Genomic DNA, 1063 nt, shown 5'->3' on the forward strand with positions numbered 1-1063 from the left:
GGCGTTGCCGCCAACATCCTGCCGGCCATGGGCTTCGCCATGCTCGGCCGCCTGGTGCTCACCAAGCAGCTCGTGCCCTTCTACTTCCTGGGCTTCCTGCTGTGCTCCTACGCCAACGTGCCCGTCCTGGGCGTCGCCCTGATCGCCATCATCATCGGCATCGACAAGTTCGACCTGCTCGGCCTGGGCGGAGCCCAGCCCCAGCTTTCCGCGGAAGGGGATGAGGACGATGACTTCTAGTCCCGAGAACAAGATCACGCGCTCCGACCTCGTCAAGAGCGCCGTCAACGTCGGCGCCCTGGGCATGGAGTTCTCCTGGACCTACTACAAGCAGATGAACATCGCCTTCTGCCTGATGGTCGCCAACATGCTCAAGAAGATCTACGCCGGCCGCCCCGACGACTACGCCGAGGCCCTGCATCGCCACTGCGCGTTCTTCAACATCACCGTCCAGTTCGCCCCGTTCGTCGGCGGCATCGCGATGGCCATGGAGGAGAAGGTCGCCCGCGGCGAGATCGAGCCCGAGAGCGTCAACGACGTCAAGGCCGCCCTCATGGGCCCGCTGTCCGGCATCGGCGACTCCATCTTCCTGTCGACGCTGCGCGTGGTCGCCGCCGCGGTGGGCATCAGCCTGTGCCAGGCCGGCAACCCCTTCGGCCCCATCGCCTTCCTGCTCATCTACAACGTCCCCGGCTTCGCGCTGCGCATCTGGGGCGCCGTCAAGGGCTACGAGCTGGGCGTGGGCTTCCTGGACGAGGCCCAGAGGACCGGCCTCATGCAGAAGATCATGACCTGCGTGGGCATCGTGGGCGTCATGGTCGTGGGCGCCATGTGCAAGGACATGTTCTGGGCCAGCATCCCGGTGGCCATCGGCTCGGGCGAGGACGCCCAGACCCTCCAGGACATCCTGGACGGCATCATGCCCGGCATGCTCGGCATGCTCGCCTTCTGGCTGTACTACTGGCTGCTGTCCAAGAAGATCAACCCCATGGTGCTGATCGTGGCCACCATGGTCGTGGGCATCATCGGCGCGTTCTTCGGCGTGCTGGCGTAAGGGCCCGGC

The 1063-nt window shown here is 65.7% G+C and carries 2 protein-coding genes; both read left to right on the forward strand.

Annotated elements, in window-relative coordinates:
• Positions 1–240, forward strand: a 240-nt coding sequence (locus tag DW925_RS10015) for a PTS sugar transporter subunit IIC (protein WP_147324175.1), incomplete at its 5' end; no start/stop codon positions are given.
• A complete protein-coding gene (locus DW925_RS10020; protein WP_117565064.1) occupies positions 221–1054 on the forward strand; it encodes a PTS system mannose/fructose/sorbose family transporter subunit IID in 834 nt (277 codons plus the stop codon). The genes DW925_RS10015 and DW925_RS10020, both read left to right, overlap by 20 nt.
• The last annotated feature ends 9 nt before the right edge of the window (positions 1055–1063 follow it).

It is taken from the genome of Collinsella sp. AM43-1 (assembly GCF_003467925.1).
GTDB lineage: Bacteria > Actinomycetota > Coriobacteriia > Coriobacteriales > Coriobacteriaceae > Collinsella.

Bases quoted from the DNA above. Each gene is read 5' to 3' on its own strand.
- DW925_RS10020 (WP_117565064.1), top strand. From the start codon at position 221: ATGAGGACGATGACTTCTAGTCCCGAGAACAAGATCACGCGCTCCGAC.